The 18,991-nt window shown below is 67.8% G+C and carries 15 protein-coding genes; 10 read left to right on the top strand and 5 right to left on the bottom strand.

Going from position 1 to position 18,991, the window contains the following annotated elements:
• Positions 1-6: 6 nt before the first annotated feature.
• The 3 genes from CLD20_RS02970 to chlG are packed head-to-tail and all read right to left on the bottom strand — an operon-like array spanning position 7 to position 3,499.
• Positions 7-1,218 (bottom strand): geranylgeranyl diphosphate reductase, encoded by a 1,212-nt coding sequence (locus tag CLD20_RS02970; protein WP_224405113.1) that lies wholly within the window; start codon positions 1,216-1,218, stop codon positions 7-9.
• 3 nt (positions 1,219-1,221) lie between these two features.
• Complete coding sequence (locus tag CLD20_RS02965; protein ID WP_224405112.1) at positions 1,222-2,589, bottom strand: BCD family MFS transporter; 1,368 nt, start codon at positions 2,587-2,589, stop codon at positions 1,222-1,224.
• Position 2,590: 1 nt separating this feature from the next.
• Positions 2,591-3,499, bottom strand: coding sequence for a chlorophyll synthase ChlG (gene chlG, locus CLD20_RS02960; RefSeq protein WP_224405525.1), 909 nt, complete (start codon positions 3,497-3,499; stop codon positions 2,591-2,593).
• Positions 3,500-3,676: 177 nt separating this feature from the next.
• Here chlG and CLD20_RS02955 point away from each other — a divergent pair, with 177 nt between their 5' ends.
• Positions 3,677-4,705 (top strand): alpha/beta fold hydrolase, encoded by a 1,029-nt coding sequence (locus CLD20_RS02955; RefSeq protein WP_224405111.1) that lies wholly within the window; start codon positions 3,677-3,679, stop codon positions 4,703-4,705.
• Positions 4,706-4,711: 6 nt separating this feature from the next.
• Here the strand turns inward: CLD20_RS02955 and ppsR are convergent, their stop codons facing one another.
• Positions 4,712-6,088: a transcriptional regulator PpsR gene (ppsR, locus tag CLD20_RS02950; protein WP_370636784.1), complete on the bottom strand. Its 1,377-nt coding sequence runs from the start codon at positions 6,086-6,088 to the stop codon at positions 4,712-4,714.
• A 106-nt stretch (positions 6,089-6,194) separates the two neighbouring features.
• The gene (locus CLD20_RS02945) at positions 6,195-7,094 is read right to left on the bottom strand and encodes a B12-binding domain-containing protein (protein ID WP_224405109.1); all 900 of its coding nucleotides are present in this window, start codon (positions 7,092-7,094) and stop codon (positions 6,195-6,197) included.
• A gap of 264 nt (positions 7,095-7,358) precedes the next feature.
• Here CLD20_RS02945 and bchF point away from each other — a divergent pair, with 264 nt between their 5' ends.
• Genes bchF through puhB form a run of 9 tightly spaced genes read left to right on the top strand, consistent with a single transcriptional unit; the run spans position 7,359 to position 18,973 of the window.
• Positions 7,359-7,880 (top strand): 2-vinyl bacteriochlorophyllide hydratase, encoded by a 522-nt coding sequence (bchF, locus tag CLD20_RS02940; RefSeq protein WP_370636783.1) that lies wholly within the window; start codon positions 7,359-7,361, stop codon positions 7,878-7,880.
• On the top strand, positions 7,877-9,163 hold the full coding sequence (locus CLD20_RS02935; protein ID WP_370636782.1) for a ferredoxin:protochlorophyllide reductase (ATP-dependent) subunit N: 1,287 nt from the start codon (positions 7,877-7,879) through the stop codon (positions 9,161-9,163). The genes bchF and CLD20_RS02935 overlap by 4 nt, the downstream gene beginning before the upstream one ends.
• Before the next feature lie 2 nt (positions 9,164-9,165).
• On the top strand, positions 9,166-10,785 hold the full coding sequence (gene bchB, locus CLD20_RS02930; RefSeq protein WP_224405106.1) for a ferredoxin:protochlorophyllide reductase (ATP-dependent) subunit B: 1,620 nt from the start codon (positions 9,166-9,168) through the stop codon (positions 10,783-10,785).
• On the top strand, positions 10,760-14,479 hold the full coding sequence (locus CLD20_RS02925; RefSeq protein ID WP_224405105.1) for a magnesium chelatase subunit H: 3,720 nt from the start codon (positions 10,760-10,762) through the stop codon (positions 14,477-14,479). The genes bchB and CLD20_RS02925 overlap by 26 nt, the downstream gene beginning before the upstream one ends.
• Positions 14,476-15,378: a ferredoxin:protochlorophyllide reductase (ATP-dependent) iron-sulfur ATP-binding protein gene (gene bchL, locus CLD20_RS02920; protein WP_224405104.1), complete on the top strand. Its 903-nt coding sequence runs from the start codon at positions 14,476-14,478 to the stop codon at positions 15,376-15,378. The genes CLD20_RS02925 and bchL overlap by 4 nt, the downstream gene beginning before the upstream one ends.
• Positions 15,378-16,079 carry a magnesium protoporphyrin IX methyltransferase gene (gene bchM / locus CLD20_RS02915; RefSeq protein WP_224405103.1) on the top strand — a complete coding sequence of 234 codons (702 nt, stop codon included), beginning with the start codon at positions 15,378-15,380 and terminating at the stop codon, positions 16,077-16,079. The genes bchL and bchM overlap by 1 nt, the downstream gene beginning before the upstream one ends.
• Positions 16,076-17,509: a BCD family MFS transporter gene (locus CLD20_RS02910; protein ID WP_224405102.1), complete on the top strand. Its 1,434-nt coding sequence runs from the start codon at positions 16,076-16,078 to the stop codon at positions 17,507-17,509. Before bchM ends, CLD20_RS02910 begins: the two co-directional genes overlap by 4 nt.
• A 22-nt stretch (positions 17,510-17,531) precedes the next feature.
• On the top strand, positions 17,532-18,293 hold the full coding sequence (gene puhA, locus CLD20_RS02905; protein WP_224405101.1) for a photosynthetic reaction center subunit H: 762 nt from the start codon (positions 17,532-17,534) through the stop codon (positions 18,291-18,293).
• A complete protein-coding gene (gene puhB / locus CLD20_RS02900) occupies positions 18,290-18,973 on the top strand; it encodes a photosynthetic complex putative assembly protein PuhB (RefSeq protein ID WP_224405100.1) in 684 nt (227 codons plus the stop codon). The genes puhA and puhB overlap by 4 nt, the downstream gene beginning before the upstream one ends.
• Positions 18,974-18,991 lie beyond the last annotated feature (18 nt).

Here is an 18,991-nt window from a genome sequence, read left to right as displayed (position 1 = left end):
CCTTCCCTACGACCTTCCGACGTGGCCCGGCGAGACGAGGCCGAGGAGATGGGCCATGTCCTTCAGGAAGATGCGCAGATGCGCGCCGGGCCGGGCCTTGACGAGGCGCTTGTTCATATATGCCTCCCAGGTGATGCGCTGCACGTCGGGATCGGCGCACATGGAGACGAAGCGCTCGCGCCGCCTGTCGCTTGAATACCAGAAATGCTGCATGATCCCGAGCGCCCAGAACACCTTGCCGTGCTCCTTCATGAAGGCCTTTCGGGCGCCGGCGAGGGCGCGCGCATCGCCCGTGGCGAGGAAGGCCTCGACCGCCTCGCCGGCCATGCGCCCGCAGGTCATGGCATAGTAGATGCCCTCGCCCGAAGCCGGGGCGACGACGCCGGCGGCATCGCCGGCAAGCACGACGTCGCGGTCGTTGTCCCATTTGCGGCGGGGCTTCAGCGGGATCGGCGCGCCTTCCTTGCGGATCGTCTCGGTGCCATCGAGGCCGGAGATCTGGCGCAGCTCGCCGACGGCGTCCTTCAGCGAGAAGCCTTTGTGGGCCGAGCCGGTGCCGATCGAGGTCGTCTCGCCATGCGGGAAGATCCAGGAATAGAAATCGGGCGACATCCTGCCGTCGTAATAGACGTCGCAGCGCTTGGGATCGAAGCGGGCCGCGCCCTCCTGCGGCGAGCGGACGATCTCGTGATAGGCGAAGACGTAGGGCACCTTGCCGGCGCGCGGCACGGCCTCGCGGGCGACGGCTGAATTGGCCCCGTCGGCGCCGATTACGGCCCGGGCGCGGACCGTCTCCAGGGCCTCGCGGGCGCCGCCCTTCGGGCGATAATGGATGCGGGCGGTGCCGTCGGTATCGCGGTCGAAGCGCTCGAAGGTGCCGGCGCGGCGCTCGGCTCCGGCTTCGGCGGCGCGCTCGCGCAGCCATTCGTCGAAATGCTCGCGGTCGACCATGCCGACGAAGCCGTTCTCGATCGGCATGTCGACGCGCCGGTCGCTCGGCGAGACGATCTCGGCGGAGGTGACCTCGGCGACGAGCATGGAGCGGGGTATGTCGAAATCGCGCAACAGGCGCGGCGGGATGGCGCCGCCGCAGGGCTTGATGCGGCCCTGGCGGTCGAGGAGGAGGACCGAAAGGCCCTTGCGGGCAAGGTCCGTGGCGGCCGTCGCGCCGGCGGGCCCGCCACCGACGACGGCGACATCATAGGTTCGATTGGACATGGCTCATTGCCCCCCTAGTCCGACCAGCGATTCCTTGCCGACGGCGGTCAGATCGACGGGGGCGGAAGTCTCGCGCCCTCCCCGATCCACCCGGTACGCCAGCCAGGCGGATACCAGAAACACCAGCCCCTCGACGGCGAAGACCATCGTGTAGGCAGGGACCGGCGAGGAAAAGATCGTCCGCGTCAGGTCGATGGCGACCGTGCCGAGGAAGCCCCCGAGGCCGAAGGCGACGCCCTGGGCGGCTCCCCAGAGCCCCATGCGCACGCCCTCGCGCCGCGCCTTTCCGGCGCCGGCAAGGCCCATCATCGAGGCGATCGCGGCAACCGCAAAGGCGCCGTTGGCCGCACCCAGGGCAAAGACCGAGGCGCGGATCGGCCAGCCGGGGCCGACATAGCCGGCCAGGACGAGGCCGAAGAGCGCCAAAGCGGAGGCAAAGCAGCCGCCGATGGTCCAGGAGCGCATCGTGCCGATGCGGCGGAAGAGAAGATTGCTGCCGAGAAGCCCGACGGCGAGCATGCCGATGAGGACGCCGCTGTGCTGGACGGCGGCAAGGCTGGTCGATTCGCCCGGCGTCATGCCGAAGACGGTGCCCGCGAAGGGCTCCAGGACGAGATCCTGGGCGCTGTAGGCGAGCATGGAGACGAAGATGAAGATGGTGAAGCGGCGGGCCGTCGTCTCGCCCCAGACCTCCTTCAGCGCCTCGCGGAAGGTGGGCTTGGCCTCGCCGCCGTCGCGGCCGGCCGGGTGCGCATCGTCCGGCGAGGCGACGCGCCTTTCGATGCCGAAGATCGCCACGACGGTGACGAGGAAGGCGGCGACGGAAACGCCGCCGGCCACCTTGACGAGGCGCGCCGGCGAGAAGGGATCAAGGAAATGGCCGGCCGTGGCGGCGGTGATGACGAAGCCGACGATCATCATGCCCCAGACGAGCGTGGCGGCGGCGGCGCGTCTGCCGCCGTCGACCTTGGCGGCCAGAAGCGCCAGGAGCGAGGTGCCGGCCGCGCCGACGCCGACGCCGATGAGGAAGAAGGCGAGGATGGCGAGCGCAACGCCGGCCGTGACGTTGGTCGACATCAGCGCCGTCGCCATCGCCGCGAGCGTGCCGCCGAGGCACAGTACCGCCATGCCGCCGACGATCCAGGGCGTGCGGCGCGCCGTCATGTCGGAGCCGTAGCCCCAGCGCGGGCGCAGCATCTGCACGGCGTAGTGAATGCCGACCAGCGCGCCCGGCAGCATGGCGGGCATCGACAGCTCCACCACCATGACGCGATTGAGGGTCGAGGTGGTGAGGACGACGATGGCGCCGAGCGCGGCCTGGATCAGACCAAGGCGCGCAATGGAAATCCAGCCGAGCCCGGCGGCGGCCATCTCAGGTCCCCAGCGCGCGCAGCGCGAAGGCTGCGGCGAGCATGCCGAAGACGTAGAGCGTCGTGCCGGTGGCGTTGTACCAGGCGGCCCGCTCGCGCGGGGCCTTTAGGAGGCGCGCCATCAGGAAGAACTGGACGAGAAGCAGGACGGCGACAATGGCGGCGTGAATAGGCGTACCCCAGAGGAGCAGCAGCGCAACGACGACGATCTGCGGCACCGCCATCACCCAGCAGGCGAAGCGCGCGGCACGATCGACGCCGAGCTGCACCGGCAGGGAGCGAACGCCCATCTCAATGTCGCCCTCCACCGCCTTGAAATCGTTGAGCGTCATGATGCCGTGGGCGCCGGCCGAATAGAGAACCGCCAGAACCACGGTGCGCCAGTCCGGCAGGCCCCCCACCATGACGGCGGCGCCGGTGAACCAGGGCAGACCCTCATAGCAGGCGGCGACCGCCGTATTGCCCCACCAGCCGTTCTTCTTCAGCCGGAAGGGAGGCATGGAATAGGCCCAGGCGAGAACAAGACCGAGCAGGGCGGCACCGAAGACCCATGGGCCCAGGAGAGCGGCCAGAAGCAGCGACAGCCCGGTCCACAGAAGCGCGATATAAAGGCCCCAGCGGCCCGGCACGCGGCCCGACGGGATCGGCCGGTCGGGCTCGTTGATGGCGTCGACATGCCGGTCGTACCAGTCGTTGCAGGCCTGGCTGGTCGCGGTGATGAGCGGGCCGGCAAGGATGATGCCGCCGATCAGCGTCGGCCAGCGTTCCGACAGCGGCACGCCGGACGAGACAACCCCGCAGCCGAGCGCCCACATGGGCGCGAACCAGGTGATCGGCTTCAGCAATTCGAGGACGGCCGACGGCGCCGGCCGGCTGGCGGAGGTTTGCGCTATCGAGGCCGAGCGGGACATGGGCCGGACGATATGGATGTCCTCCCAGAGCGTCAACTCAACTTTACAGTCGCTACAGTCGCAGCCAGTGACTACCTGAAGCAGGCAAAACGTCGCGGAACCCCCGATGTTTGCAAGGCGTTTGGTGTGCGCAGTATGGCGCTGCACAACGGCGCCTATTTCAGGAGAGGTTATCCCATGAACGCCACAGCGAACGCGGCGACCGCGGCCGGCCAAAGGGCCGATGGCGCGACGCCGGCAGCGCCGTCCACGGCGGCAGTCACCGCCCCGCATGTCCGTCCGGGCAGAACCAGCGCCACGCTTCCCGATTCCCTGGCCGCGGAGCGCTTCGAAACGGAGGGGCGCGCGGGCCCCCTCTCCTTCTACGTGGCGGGCCAAGGCCGCCCCCTGCTTCTGATCCATTCGATCAACGCCGCGGGCTCGGCCTACGAAGTGCGGCCGATTTTCCAGAAGGAGCGCGAGAACTACCGCGTCTATGCGGTCGACCTTCCGGGCTTCGGCTTTTCCGACAGATCGGACCGCGACTACAATGTCCGCCTCTACGTCGATGCGATCCACGACATGCTCGACGTGATCGCAGCCGATACCGGCAGCGAGGAGCCGGTCGACGCGCTTGCCCTCTCGCTCAGCTCGGAATTTCTCGCCCGCGCGGCGAACGAGAGACCGCAGCGGTTCCGCAGCCTCGCCTTCGTGACGCCCACGGGCTTTGAAAGCGGCGCCAGCAAGCGGCACGGGCTGCCCGGATCGAGCCGCGAGGTGCCTTTCCTCTACAGCACCCTCACCTTCCCGCTGTGGAGCAAGAGCCTCTACAAGGGCCTGACGAGCCGCCCGTCGATCCGATTCTTCCTGAAGAAGACATTCGGGGACAAGGAGATCGACGAGAGCATGCTGGAATACGACTATCTGACCACGCATCAGCCCGGCGCCCGCCACGCCCCTTACGCCTTCGTTTCGGGAAAGCTCTTCAGCGGCGACATCCGGGCGGTCTATGAGAGGCTGGCGATGCCCGTCCTGCTCGCCCACGGCACGCGGGGCGACTTCTCCGATTTCACCGAGGCCGACTGGGCGCGGGCGCGCAAGAACTGGACGGTAAAGCCGTTCAAGACCGGTGCGCTGATCCCGTTCCAGGCGCCCGAGCCGTTTTTCGCGGCCTATGAGGCGTTCCTGGCAGAATCCCGGGACAAGGCCGAACCAAAGGCGGCCTGAAGCCGCTCACGGTTCGGAGGCATCTTCCTCAGGGGCGAAATCGATGATGCCGTAGCGGCGGAGCTTCGAATAGAGGCTCTGCCGCGACAGGCCCAGGATTTCGGCCGCCGAAGCGCGGTTGTCCCCGGTGAGTTCCAGCGCGGCCTCGATGCAGAGCCTTTCGATGACATCCGTCGTCTCGCGCACCAGATCGCGCAGCGGCACGCGGCCGACGAGCTCGGTGAGCTGATCGACCGAGCGCGGCATTTCGCGCGCCAGCGGCCGGGCCTTGGAAACGCGGGCGCCCACATCGCGGATGACGAAGCCGAAGCAGGGCTGGTCGCCCTCCAGAACGGAAACGGCAGCGACCTCCGATTCCACCACCGATCCGTATTCGCCCCGCAGGATCGTGCGGAAATGGCGGACCGAACCGTGCTCGCGCAGATTGGCGATGAGGACATCCAGCTCGATGCCGTGGCGGCCGAGCCAGCGCTCCAGACGCTCGCCGAGCACCTGCTCCTCGCTCGCCATCTGCGCGAGGTCGAGGAAGGCGAGATTGGCGGCGATGATGCGCCTGTCGGGGTCGGTGACCAGGAACGCGTCCGGCAGGTTCTCCACCACCTGGATGAGGGCCGTTTCGGCCGTCGGCCCGCTCTCAGGCACCAGTCCCGCCGAGACCGGCGAAAGGCGCACGAGGAAATGCGACGCATGATCCTGGCGGAACAGCGAGGCGGAGGCGACGAATTCCCGCTCGTCCTGCGGGATCTTCAGGCGCACATCCTTGGCATGGCCGGCGGCACGCACCATGGCGAGGAGCGAATTCAGCGCCCGCTCCGCCTCATCGGTGAAGATGCCGCGCAGGGTGCGCCCGACCAAACGTTCCGCCGACTGGCCGAGCAACTGGCTGGCGGCTGGGTTGGCCTCCACAACCTTCTGCGTCGTGGCATCGACGATGAGGACGGCTTCGGAGGCGATGTGGAAGAGCAGCCGGTAGCGCGTCTCCGACTGGCGCAGACGCGAATATTCCTTCTCCACCGCGATCTGCGCCTCGACGAGGCGCTGCTGCAGGTTGGAGACGGGGCGCATGTCGCGCCCGATGGCGACGAGCCTGCCCTGCTTGCCGAGCTTCAGGGTGGAATAGCGGACGGGCAGATCGAGGCCGCGGCTCGAGGGGTGATTGATCTGCCGCCAGCGGGGCTGGGTCTTGCCGCCCGCCTCCTGCAGCATCTCCTCCACCTTCGGCCGGCTTTCGACCGTGACGGTCTCCACCCAGGGGCGGCCGAGCCAGCTTCCGAGGCCTTCGAGCGAAAGATCCTGATCGGCGTAGGAGATGTCTTCGATGACGCCCTTGTCGTCGAGGACGAGGGCAATGTCGGCCGCCGTCGCGATCAGTCTGGCGGCCACCTCCGAATCAATGTCTCCGAGAGAGGTACCGGGAGACCGAAACTCGCTGGTAGGCGCACGGGATACCAAGCTCTCCATCACCGCTCCAAGCCCCCGAGGGGCTGCGTCAGCAGCGCATCGACACCGCGCCCAGCATCCGCTCCGCGTGCAGAACAGCCTGGCGCGCATCGGAGGCGGAGACATCCGCGCCCACGAGCGTGACGAGCTCGGGCTGATCCAGGAAGAGCTGACCGCCTACCATGATGCCGATCGACTGGTTTTTCGAATTCTGTCGCACAAGATCGATCGCCACGGCCAATTCGCTCAGGAAGCGTTCGCCCGAGAGAGAGAAGCCTACGATCGAGAACCACTCGGAACGGACGATCTCGCCGATCCGGCCCGGCGAGCAATCCATCTCCGACAGCACCTGCCAGCCCGACCGGCGGAAGAACTCCTCCGTCATGAACAGCCCGAAGGTGTGCTGTTCGCCCGGGGCGGGCGCCAAAAGAACGCGACGCCCGTCGCTGCAGTCGGCAAGGGCGCCCTGAAAGGCCGGCGCGAATTCGCGCAGAAGCTGCTGCAGGCGCGCCAGCCCAATCGTCACATCGGTGAAATCGCAATCGTCGGCCTTCCAAAGCTCCCCCAACAACCTCGCAGTCGGCGCCATCAGGTTCAGGAAGATGGTCTCTAGCCCGAGACCGCGTGCGCGCGCCATATCAACATACGCGCGCGCAAGCGAAAAATCGGGCCCGATGATGAGCCTGGCGAATTCGCGCACCTCTTCCTGATCGAGCCGCGCATTGTCGGAGCGGGCGGAAGGACGCTCGGCGGCCCCTGAGCCGTGGGCCAGCATCAGGCGGGGAATGATCTCCCCCTCGATGGTCGTGACGAGGTGGCCGACCCAGCCTTCGCCGCCCGTGGGAACATGGCGTATGCGGTGTTGTCCGGGTTCATTTGCCGTGCCGTCCCAGTACCGACCCTCGTCCGGCCGGCGCCGGCCATCGGAACCTTGCGTCAGGTCAACCATCGCGCACCCTCCCCCGTCTCTAGCTCCATCCTGCCGGGTGGAATGCGCCCCATTCATTTGGAGCAGCACCCAGTCCGATCACGACGTCGCCGCCGGATGAAGGAGAGCACTATAAGCGCTTTTCGATCGCCGACGATAGGGTGCCCCAGCTTAGGACCGCGCCCCGAGAAATGTAAAGTCGCATTTACGTCCAGTGTTGTTGACAGTGATGGAGCGCCGGTCCTAGAGTCCAGTTTGCGAGATGCCGCTTGGGAGGCGGGCGCGTTGCCAAGTCGCGATAATAAAACGATTTCTCTCTACACCGAGGAAGAGCGCAAGCGCCGCGATGAATCCCCCTGGACTCTGGTGCAGGGGGTGCTGGCACCGATCCAGTTCGTGGTGTTCGTGGTCTCCCTGGGCCTGGTGATCCGCTATCTGGCGAGCGGCGACGGCTATTTTGTCGCAACGGCGTCGATAGTCGTCAAAACGCTCGTTCTCTACACCATCATGATCACCGGCTCGATCTGGGAAAAGGTGGTCTTCGGTCGCTATCTCTTCGCCCACGCCTTCTTCTGGGAAGACGTGTTCTCGATGCTGGTCCTGGCCCTGCATACGGCCTATCTCGCCGCCCTCTTCACCCATGCGATCGGCCCGAACGGGCAGATGCTGATCGCGCTCGCCGCCTATCTCGCCTACCTCATCAACGCCACGCAGTTCGTCCTGAAGCTGCGCGCCGCCCGGCTGCAGGAAAAGGCCAACCGCGAGCGTGCACAGCACGCGGCCGGCCAAGTGGAGTTCGCCCAGTGAACGCGCTCGCCAGCGCCGCCCCGGCCCAGGGGCAAGGATGCGCGGAAGCCCCGGTGCTGCGCCAGCGCGGCCAGAGGGAAGTCTTCTGCGGCCTGACCGGAATCATCTGGCTGCACCGGAAGATCCAGGACGCCTTCTTCCTCATCGTCGGCTCGCGCACCTGCGCCCATCTGATGCAATCGGCCGCCGGCGTGATGATCTTCGCCGAGCCGCGATTCGCCACCGCCATCATCGAGGAGCGCGACCTCGCCGGCATGGCCGACGCCAACGAGGAGCTCGACCGGGTGGTCACGCAGCTCCTAGAGCGGCGGCCCGACATCCGCCTGCTCTTCCTCGTCGGCTCCTGCCCGTCGGAAGTGATCAAGCTCGATCTTTCGCGGGCGGCCGAGCGGCTCAACGAGAGCTTTTCGCCGCGCACACGGATCCTCAACTATTCCGGCTCCGGCATCGAGACGACCTTCACACAGGGCGAGGATGCGTGCCTCGCAGCGCTGGTGCCCGAGCTCGCCCCCGAGGCGGAAGATGCGGCGCCCTCGCTCCTCGTCATCGGCGCCCTCGCCGACGTGGTGGAGGACCAGTTCCGCCGCCTCTTCAACGATCTCGGCATTCCGGTCGCCTTTCTGCCGCCGCGCTCCTCGCAGGAGCTGCCGGCCGTCGGCAAGGCGACGCGCTACCTGATGGCGCAGCCCTTCCTCGGCGACACCTGCAAGGCGCTCGACAAGCGCGGGGCGGAACGGCTGATCGCCCCCTTCCCGCTCGGCGCGGAAGGCACGACGGAATGGCTGCGGGCGGCCGCGACCGCCTTCGGCGTCGACAAGGAACGCTTCGAGGCCGTCACCGTGATGGGCCGCGAGCGGGCGCGGCGCGCGCTCACCCACTATCAGGAGCGGCTTGCGGGCAAGTCGATCTTCTTCTTCCCCGATTCGCAGCTGGAGATCCCGCTGGCGCGCTTCCTTTCGCGCGAACTCTCCATGGAGCTCGCCGAGGTCGGCACGCCCTATCTGCACCGGCAGAACATGGCGGCCGAGCTCGCCCTCCTGCCGGCCGGCACCGCCCTTTCGGAAGGCCAGGACGTCGACAAGCAGCTCGACCGCGCCCGCGCCGCGAGGCCCGACCTCACGGTCTGCGGCCTCGGCCTCGCCAATCCGCTGGAGGCGGAGGGGCTGCGGACGAAATGGGCGATCGAGCTCGTCTTCACGCCGATCCAGGGCTACGAGCAGGCGGGCGACCTCGCCGAGCTCTTCGCACGTCCGCTGACGCGGGCGGAAAGGCTGGAGGTGTAGCCATGCAGCTCACCGTCTGGACCTATGAAGGCCCGCCGCATGTCGGCGCCATGCGCATCGCCACGGCGATGGAGGACGTGCACTACGTCCTGCACGCGCCGCAGGGCGACACCTATGCAGACCTGCTCTTCACCATGATCGAGCGGCGCGACAAGCGCCCGCCCGTCACCTACACGACCTTCGAGGCACGCGACCTCGGCGCCGATACGGCCGAGATCTTCAAGACCGCGGCGCGCGAGGCCTATGAGCGCTTCAAGCCGGCGGCGATGCTGGTCGGGGCCTCGTGCACGGCCGAGCTGATCCAGGACGATCCGGGCGGGCTCGCCAAGGCGCTCGGCCTGCCGCTGCCGGTGGTGCCGCTGGAGCTGCCCTCCTATCAGCGCAAGGAGAACTGGGGCGCCTCGGAGACCTTCTACCATCTGGTGCGCGCCCTTGCCTCACCGCACGCCCCGGCGCCCGGCTCGGAGCGGCCGGCGCGCGAGCCCGGGCGGCGGCCGCGCTGCAACCTCCTCGGCGCCACGGCGCTCGGCTTCCGCCACCGCGACGATGTCGACGAGATCACGCGCCTGCTCGACCGGCTCGGCGTCGATGTGGCCGTCACCGCGCCGCTCGGCGCGCATGCGGCCGATATCGCGCGTCTCGGCGAGGCCGATTTCAACGTCGTGCTCTATCCGGAAATCGCGGCGACGGCGGCCAAGTGGCTGGAGCGCACTTTTCGCCAGCCGATGACGAAGACGGTGCCGATCGGCGTCGGCGCCACCATCGATTTCGTCAAGGAAGTCGCCGAGCTGGCCGGCATCGACCCGCAGCCGGTGCTAGCCGGGGCAACCTCGCGCCTTCCCTGGTATTCGCGCTCGGTCGATTCCACCTACCTCACCGGCAAGCGCGTCTTCATCTTCGGCGACGCCACGCATGCGCTGGCCGCGGCGCGCATCGCCGACAAGGAGCTCGGCTACAAGGTCGTCGGGCTCGGCACCTACAGCCGCGAATTCGCCCGCGACATCCGCGCCGCCGCCGAGGCATACGGCGTCGAGCCGCTGATCACCGACGATTACCTGGAAGTGGAGGCGAAGGTCGCCGAGCTGCATCCGGAACTCGTGCTCGGCACGCAGATGGAGCGCCACATCGCCAAGCGGCTGAGGGTGCCGTGCGCGGTGATCTCGGCGCCTGTGCACGTGCAGGACTTTCCGGCGCGCTACTCCCCGCAGATGGGCTTTGAGGGCGCCAACGTCATCTTCGACGCCTTCGTGCATCCGCTGATGATGGGGCTCGAAGAGCATCTCCTCGGCATGTTCCGCGGCGATTTCGAGTTCCACGACGAGGCGCATCCCTCGCACCTAGGACATGGCGCCGCACCGCAGGAGGCCCCGACACAGATCAAGGAAGCGGGCACGCAAACGGCCGAACCTGCCGTCGTGACACCGGAGACGTCGGCGAGCGCCGGCGCCGCGGTGGCACCTGACATCGTCTGGGCGGCGGAAGCCGAACAGGAACTGAAGAAGATTCCGTTCTTCGTGCGGGGCAAGGCTCGCCGCAACACCGAGAGATTCGCGGAAGAGCGCGGCCTTGCAACGATCACGATCGAGACATTGTACGATGCCAAAGCCCATTTCGCCCGATAGCGCCACACCCATCCGCGTCGTCATCGTGACGCTCGACAGCCATCTTGCGAGCGCTGTGGAGCGGGCCGAGCCGGTGCTGAAGCGCGAATTGCCCGGCCTCGTCCTCAACCTGCACGCGGCCACCGAATGGGGCGACGACGCCACCGCGCTCGGACGCTGCCAGGCCGATATCGCCGAAGCCGACATCATCCTCGCGAACATGATGTTCATGGAGGATCACATCAAAGCCGTGATGCCCGCCCTGACGGCGCGGCGCGAGAGCTGCGACGCCCTCGTCGGCTTCATGTCGGCCGGCGAGGTGATCCGCCTGACACGGCTCGGCCGCTTCTCGATGGACGGGCCGCAGCGCGGCGTGATGGCGCTGCTGAAGCGGCTGCGCGGCGGCGAGAAGAAGACCGACAAGAAGTCGATGAGCTCCTCGGGCGCCAAGCAGATGGCCATGCTGCGGCGCCTGCCGCAGCTCTTGCGCTTCGTGCCCGGCACGGCGCAGGACCTGCGCGCCTATTTCCTGACCATGCAGTACTGGCTGGCGGGCTCGGAAGAGAACATCGTCAACATGGTCCGCCTGCTGGTGGAGCGCTACGCCAGCGGCCCGCGCAGCCATCTCCGCGCCCATCTGAAGGCGAAGGCGCCGATCAACTATCCCGATGTCGGCCTTTACCATCCGCGCCTGAAGGGCCGGGTGACGGAACGGCTGGAGGCCCTGCCCTCGCCCGTGAAGGAACGGCGCGGGCGCGTCGGCGTGCTGGTCATGCGCTCCTACGTGCTGGCCGGCAACACGGCGCATTACGACGCGGTGATCCACGCCCTGGAGGCGCGCGGCCTGCAGGTCGTGCCGGCCTTCTCCAGCGGCCTCGACAGCCGCCCGCCGGTGGAGCAGTTCTTCCTCGCCAACGGGCGCCCCGTGGTCGACGCCGTCGTTTCGCTCACCGGCTTCTCGCTGGTCGGCGGGCCGGCCTACAACGACGCGCATGCCGCCGAGGAAGTGCTCGCCCGCCTCAACGTGCCCTACATCGCCGCGCAGGCGGTCGAGTTCCAGACGATGGAGCAGTGGCAGGGATCGGAGCGCGGCCTGCTGCCGGTGGAAGCCACGATGATGGTGGCGATTCCCGAACTCGACGGCGCGACCGGTCCGATCCTCTTCGGCGGCCGCTCGGAGAAGGCCGAGCAGAGCCGCGACATGCAGGCCCATCCGGAGCGGGCGGAGATGCTGGCGGCCCGCGTCGACAAGCTCGTCGCTCTGCGTCAGGCCGAAAGGGCCGAGCGCAAGCTCGCCGTCGTCCTCTTCAACTTCCCGCCCAATTCCGGCGGCGTGGGCACCGCGGCCTACCTCTCCGTCTACCACTCCCTCTTCAACACGCTGACCAAGCTGAAGGAGGAAGGCTACACGGTGGAGGTGCCGGAGAGCGTCGACGCGCTGCGCCAGCAGATCCTCGGCGGCAATTCGCAGCGCTACGGCACCGACGCCAACGTCTTTCACCGCATTCCGGCCGACGAGCACGTCAAGCGCGAGACATGGCTGAAGGAAATCGAGGCGCAATGGGGGCCGGCGCCGGGCCGGCAGCAAAGCGACGGCGCCTCGATCTTCGTGCTCGGCGAGCGCTTCGGCAACGTCTTCGTCGGCATCCAGCCCGCCTTCGGCTACGAGGGCGACCCGATGCGTCTCCTCTTCGAGAAGAGCTTCGCGCCGACCCATGCCTTCACCGCCTTCTACCGCTATCTGAAGGAAGATTTCGGAGCGCATGCGGTGCTGCATTTCGGCATGCACGGCGCGCTGGAATTCATGCCGGGCAAGCAGACGGGTCTTTCGGATACCTGCTGGCCGGACCGGCTGATCGGCGACCTGCCGAACTTCTATCTCTACGCCGCCAACAACCCGTCGGAGGGCAGCCTCGCCAAGCGGCGCGCCGCGGCGACGCTGATCTCCTACCTGACGCCGCCCGTGGCGCGCGCCGGGCTCTATCGCGGCCTTCTCGACCTCAAGGCCTCGCTCGACCGCTGGCGGCAACTGCCTCCGGACGAGGCGAAGGAGCGGGAGCAGCTGGCGCCGCTGATCCAGGCGCAGGCCGCCGAACTCGATCTCGCCGCCGCCGAACCCGCCTGGGAGAACCCCGAGAAAGAGACCGCCAAGCTCGGCGAGGCGATCCTCGACCTTGAGTACACGCTCATCCCGCACGGACTGCACGTCGTCGGCGAGCCGGCCTCCGCGGAGGAGCGCATCGACCTTCTGCTCGCCGTCGCCGAAGCGCGCTACGGCCGCCAGCCGGAACGCGCCGGGATCGAGGCGCTGGTGGCGGGCGAGAGCCCGCGCCGGTCGCTCGTCAGGGCCGGGCTGCCCGAGGACGAGGACGGCATCTCGCTCTTCGAGGAGCTGGCGCAGACCAATCACCTTCTGAGCAAGGACTACGAGCTCGACGCCATCGTGCACGCGCTCGACGGCCATTTCGTGCGCCCCGCCCCCGGCGGAGACCTGTTGCGCACGCCGACGATCCTGCCGACGGGGCGTAACCTGCACGGCTTCGACCCGTTCCGCATGCCGAGCGCCTTTGCCGTCACCGACGGCGCCCGTCAGGCCGAGAGGCTGCTGCAGCGCTATCTCGACGACGGCCATCCGATCCCCGAATCGGTGGCGCTCGTCCTGTGGGGCACCGACAACCTGAAGAGCGAGGGCGGCCCGATCGCCCAGGCGCTGGCGCTTCTCGGCGCACGCCCGCGCTTCGACAGTTTCGGGCGCCTTTGCGGGGCCGCGCTGATCCCGCTCGCAGAACTCGGCCGGCCGCGCGTCGACGTCGTGATGACGCTGTCGGGCATCTTCCGCGATCTTCTGCCGCTGCAGACCCGGCTTCTCGCCGAGGCCGCCTTCCTCGCCGCCACGGCGGACGAGCCGGCGGAGGCGAACTACGTGCGCAAGCACGCCCTCGCCTATCAGGAAAAGCATGGCTGCGACCTGGAGACGGCGGCCCTGCGCGTCTTCTCCAACGCCGACGGCGCCTACGGATCCAACGTCAACATGCTGCTCGATTCCGGGCGCTGGGAAGACGAGGACGAGCTGGCCGACACCTATGCCAAGCGCAAGTGCTTCGCCTATGGCCGCCAGGGCGCGCCGGTGCAGCAGGCCGACCTTCTGCAATCGATGCTCGGCGACGTGGAGCTCGCCTACCAGAACCTGGAATCGGTGGAGCTCGGCGTCACCACGGTCGACCATTACTTCGACACGCTCGGCGGCATCTCGCGCTCGGTGCGCAAGGCCAAGGGCGGCGAGATTCCCGTCTATATCGGCGACCAGACACGCTCGGAGGGGCAGGTTCGCTCGCTCGCCGAGCAGGTCGCCCTGGAGACCCGCACCCGCATGCTCAATCCGAAATGGTACGAGAGCATGCTGAAGCACGGCTACGAGGGCGTGCGCCAGATCGAGGCGCAGGTGACCAACACGGTCGGCTGGTCCGCCACGACCGGCCAGGTCGCGCCCTGGGTCTACCAGCAGATCACCCAGACCTATGTGCTCGACCCCGAGATGCGTCGGCGCATGGCTGAGCTCAACCCGGTGGCCTCCGCGAAGGTCGCCCACCGGCTCCTGGAAGCGCATGAGCGCAAGTACTGGGAGCCCGACGAGGCCGTGGTCGAGGCCCTGCGCCAGGCAGGCGAGGAGCTGGAAGACCAGCTGGAAGGAATCCCCGTGGAGAGAGCAGCATGAACATTCCCCTGAGGCCGATGCCCCCCATCGGCAAGAACGAGGATGGCGAAGGCAGCGTCCAGGTCCGCATGGACCCCTCGATGAACATCGAGAACGCCAAGGTCTTCGCCGTCTACGGCAAGGGGGGTATCGGCAAGTCGACGACGTCGTCGAACCTCTCGGCGGCCTTTTCCAAGCTCGGCAAGCGCGTCCTGCAGATCGGCTGCGACCCGAAGCACGATTCCACCTTCACGCTGACCAAGCGGCTCGTGCCGACGGTCATCGACGTGCTGGAATCGGTGAACTTCCACTCCGAGGAACTCCGCGTCGAAGACTTCGTCTACGAGGGCTACAACGGCGTCATGTGCGTGGAGGCGGGCGGCCCGCCGGCCGGCACGGGCTGCGGCGGCTACGTCGTCGGCCAGACCGTGAAGCTCCTCAAGGAACACCATCTCCTGGAAGAGACCGACGTGGTCATCTTCGACGTGCTGGGCGACGTGGTCTGCGGCGGCTTCGCCTCCCCGCTCCAGCATGCCGAGCGGGCGGTGATCGTCACCGCCAACGATTTCGATTCCATCTTCGCCATGAACCGGATCGCCTCGGCGATCCTCGCCAAGGCGAAGAACTACGACGTGCGGATCGGCGGCGTGATCGCCAACCGCAGTGCCGACACCGACGAGATCGACCGCTTCAACGACCGGACGGGCCTGAAACGTCTCGCCCATTTCCCCGATCTCGACGTCATCCGCCGCTCGCGGCTGAAGAAGTCGACGCTCTTCGAGATGGAGACCTCGCCCGAGCTGGAAGCGGTGCAGAACGAATATCTGCGGCTCGCCGCCAAGCTGTGGGCGGGCGTGGAGCCCCTGCAGGCGACGCCGATGAAGGACCGCGACATCTTCGACTTTCTGGGATTCGATTGATGCAGACCGCCTCGTACCTGGAACGCCGGGAAGAGCTTGAGACCTACTTCGACCGCACCGCGGCCGAGGCCTGGTCCAGGCTGACTTCCGATGCGCCCGTGAGCCGCATCCGGGCGACCGTGCGTGCCGGGCGCGACGAGATGCGGGGCGTGCTGCTTTCCTATCTTCCGCAGGACCTGACCGGCCTTCGCCTGCTCGATGCGGGCTGCGGCACGGGGGCGCTCTCGCTGGAGGCGGCGCGCCGCGGCGCCGAGGTGGTGGCGACGGATCTCTCCTCCTCGCTGGTGGCGCTCGCCGAGGAGCGCGCGCGCCCGCACGAGGCGGCGCAGAACATCGATTTCCGGGTCGGCGACATGCTCGATCCGGCGCTCGGCACGTTCGACCATGTCGTGGCGATGGATTCGCTCATCCACTACAAGGCGGGCGACCTCGTCGACATGCTGACGAAACTCTCGCAGCGGAGCCGTTCGGGCGTGGTCTTCACCTTCGCCCCGCGCACCGCCCTCCTCTCGGCGATGCACTTTGCCGGCGGGTTCTTTCCCAGGAGCGACCGCGCGCCCGCGATCGAGCCGATCGGCGCGAAAAGGCTGCGCCAGCTGGTCGCTGCGACACCCTCGCTCGCCCAATGGCGGCCGGGCCGGACCCGGCGTATCGTAAGCGGCTTTTATACTTCTCAGGCAATGGAGCTCGTGCCGGCATGAGACGGCTCAACGAGACCATGACCAAGACCTGGCTCCTTCTGGGGCCACGATTCCTGCCGTTCGCGGACGCCGCAACGACAGAGCTTCCGCTCGGCCGGCTTCTGCGTCTTTCCCTGTTCCAGGTCTCGGTCGGCATGGCCGTGGCGCTGCTCAACGGCACGCTCAACCGGGTGATGATCGTGGAGCTCGGCGTGCATGCCTGGCTCGTCTCGCTGATGGTCTCCCTGCCGCTCGTCGTGGCGCCGTTCCGCGCCCTGATCGGCTTCCGCTCCGACACCCACCGCTCGCTGCTCGGCTGGAAGCGCGTTCCCTATATCTGGATGGGCACGCTGATCCAGTTCGGCGGCCTCGCCATCATGCCGTTCGCCCTTCTGGTGCTTTCGGAAGGCACCAACGCCCCGCCCTATGCCGGACAGGCCGGCGCGGCGCTCGCCTTCCTGCTCGTCGGCGCGGGTCTGCACACGACCCAGACGGCCGGCCTTGCGCTCGCCAACGATCTGGCGCCCGCCAAGGCGCGCCCGCGGGTCGTGGCGCTGCTCTACGTCATGCTGCTTCTCGGCATGCTGGCCTCGGCGCTGATCTTCGGCCTGCTGCTCGACAATTTCAGCCCGTTCCGGCTGATCCAGGTGATCCAGGGCGCGGCCTTCGTCACCTTCGTGCTCAACGTCTTCGCGCTGTGGAAGCAGGAGGCGCGCGACCCTTCGAAGACGGCGATGGATACGCCGCGGCCGCGCTTCCGCGAGGCCTGGGGCTCCTTCATCCAGGGCGGGCGGGCGAGCCGCCTTCTCGTCGCCGTCGGGCTCGGCACGGCCGGCTTTTCCATGCAGGACATCCTGCTGGAGCCTTATGGGGGCGAAGTGCTGCATCTGAGCGTCAGCTCGACCACGCAGCTGACCGCGCTTCTGGCCGGCGGCTCGCTCGTCGGCTTCGCGCTCGCCGCACGGATGCTCGGGCGCGGCGCCGACCCGCACCGGCTCGCCGCCTATGGCGGGCTTGCCGGCATCGCCGCCTTCGCGGCGGTGGTCTTCGCCGCGCCGCTCGATTCGGCGCTGCTCTTCCGAATCGGCACGACCGTGATCGGTTTCGGCAGCGGCCTTTTCTCCGTCGGGACACTCACCGCCGCGATGGAACTCGCCGAAGAAGGCCATGGAGGGCTTGCCCTCGGGGCCTGGGGCGCCGTTCAGGCGACTGCGGCGGGCTGCGCAATTGCGCTTGGCGGCGCAATCCGCGACGGTTTCTCCAATCTTGCGGCGCAAGGGCTTCTCGGCCCGGCTCTTACGGGGCCCGCCGCCGGATATAGTATCGTTTATCACATCGAGATCGCGCTGCTCGCAGCCACATTGGTGGCAGTCGGGCCGCTCGTCGGGTCGGGGGGGCGAACACGCTCCGATCCATCATCGTCCTTCGGTCTGGCCGAGTTTCCCGGCTAACCGTTGCTAATGGAGGTTATCAATGCCCGCCGGAGCACTTACGAGTCACATGGATGTCGCCCAGATGGTGCTTTACGCCTTCTGGATCTTTTTTGCCGGTCTGATCATCTACCTTCGCCGCGAAGACAAGCGCGAAGGCTATCCGCTGGTCGCCGAGCGCGCCGGCGGCGAGGCCGTCATCGGTTTCCCGGACGTTCCGGAGCCGAAGCTCTTCAGGCTGCATGACGGCAGCATCGCCAAATCCGGCCGCGTGGACGCCGCCGATCCCCGGGTGACCCCGGCCGGCGTGGCCCTCGGCTCGCCGTTCATGCCGGTCGGCAATCCGCTGGTCGACGGCATCGGCCCGGCTGCCTATTCGGAGCGGTCCAACGAGCCCGAGCTGACGCTGGAAGGCGAAGCGAAGATCGTGCCGCTCGCCAGTGTCGACGACCACTTCCTCGATCCGCGCGATCCCGATCCGCGTGGCATGCTCGTGGAAGCGGCCGACCGCGTCATCGTCGGTACCGTCGACGACGTGTGGGTCGACCGGTCGGATCCGATGATCCGCTACCTGCAGGTCGACCTCAACGAAGGCGGCACGGCGCTGGTGCCGTCCAACCTCGCCACCATCAGCGGTGCGCTGCGCCGCGTGAAGGTGAATGCCCTCGTGGCCAAGCAGTTCGCCGACGTTCCGGCGACGGCCAGCGCCACGCAGATCACCATGCGCGAGGAAGACCGCATCATGGGCTACTTCGGTGGCGGCCTGCTCTATGCGACGCCTGACCGCCAGGAGCCGCTGCTGTGAGTGAATTCGACTCCGAACCCATCCGGGGCGTGCCTGGCGCGCTGCCGAAAGGGGAACGGGTCCTCTGGCAAGGGGAGCCGCGCTGGGGCCTTCTGGCCCGGCGCGTCTTCCATCTGCCGACGCTCACGGTCTATTTCGCCGTCCTCCTCGCCGTGCGGATCACTTCGGTGGTCCTGTCCGGCGGGAGCGCGGCGGACGTGGCGCTGGCCGCCGGGTGGCTCTTCTGCGCCGCCGTGGTCGCCATGGCGATCTTCTACGCCTACGGCTATTTCATCGCCCGCACATCGGTCTACACCATCACCAACAAGCGCCTCGTCATCCGTACGGGCGTGGCGATGCCGATGAGCCTCAATATTCCCTTCTCCGCGGTCGAATCGGCCGGGCTGAAGGTGTATGACAAGACTGGCACCGGCGAGATCGTCCTGACGCTCCTGCCGGGCCGCCATGTCGCCTATTTCGCGCTGTGGCCGCATGCCCGCCCGTGGCGGATCAAGCGACCGGAGCCGCTCATGCGGGCGGTGCCGGATGCGGAGACGGTCGCCGCGCTCCTGTCCAAGGCCCTCGCCCAGACCGGGCCGGCGGAAGAGACGCGGCAGGGTGAGGCGCACAAGGGCGAGGCTTCGGCGGAAACGGGCGACGGATCCGCCAAGTGGCAGTCGCAGGCACCTGCGGCCGCATGAGGAGAACGACGTGAGCAG

Origin of the sequence: Afifella sp. IM 167, from assembly GCF_020144925.1 — a bacterium.
Lineage (GTDB): Bacteria > Pseudomonadota > Alphaproteobacteria > Rhizobiales > Afifellaceae > Afifella.
This window is presented reverse-complemented; position numbering and strand designations above follow the sequence as displayed.